At 47.9% G+C, this 872-nt stretch carries 1 protein-coding gene; it reads left to right on the top strand.

The window, feature by feature from the left end:
* Nucleotides 1–30 precede the first annotated feature (30 nt).
* The coding region (locus R7P74_RS25505) for an enoyl-CoA hydratase-related protein (RefSeq protein ID WP_318123430.1) at nucleotides 31–872 on the top strand (842 nt) is incomplete at its 3' end.

The raw sequence follows: 872 nt of genomic DNA, 5'->3' as shown, positions 1-872 counted from the left end.
ATCCACGATTGTATGTCATGGAGATAGACAATGATTTACCAAGCCGAAACCCTACAGGTAAAGGAAATACAAGATGGCATAGCAGAGCTGAGCTTCTGCTCCCCTAAATCCGTAAACAAGCTCGACCTAGCAACGCTAGAGTCTCTCGATAAGGCTCTTGATGCGTTGACTTCACATCAAGGTCTAAAAGGCTTAATGCTCACTTCAGATAAAGACGCGTTCATCGTTGGCGCAGACATCACTGAGTTCTTGGGCCTCTTCGCTAAAACAGACGCCGAGCTCGATCAATGGCTACAATTTGCCAATAGCATCTTCAATAAACTAGAAGACTTACCCGTTCCGACAATCTCAGTACTTAAAGGTCACACACTTGGCGGCGGCTGTGAATGCGTACTGGCTACCGACATGCGTATCGGTGACAAAACCACCAGCATTGGCCTACCAGAAACCAAACTGGGCATCATGCCAGGCTTTGGTGGTTGTGTGCGTTTGCCGCGTGTTATCGGTGCAGATAGCGCGATGGAAATCATCACGCAAGGCAAAGCATGTCGTGCAGATGAGGCCTTGAAGATTGGTTTATTGGATGCCGTGGTTGAAACTGATGCGTTGTATGAATCCGCATTGCAAACACTGACTTCAGCTATCAACGAAAAGATCGATTGGCAAGCACGTCGTAAACAAAAAACCTCGCCACTGACACTCAGCAAGCTAGAGTCGATGATGAGCTTCACAATGGCAAAAGGCCTAGTGGCACAAGTAGCCGGTCCACACTACCCTGCGCCAATGACTGCAGTTATTACGATTGAAGAAGGCGCACGCTTTGCACGTAACGAAGCACTCGACATTGAACGCAAATACTTCGTTAAACTCGC

The organism is Vibrio sp. 2033, from assembly GCF_033339735.1.
This window is presented reverse-complemented; position numbering and strand designations above follow the sequence as displayed.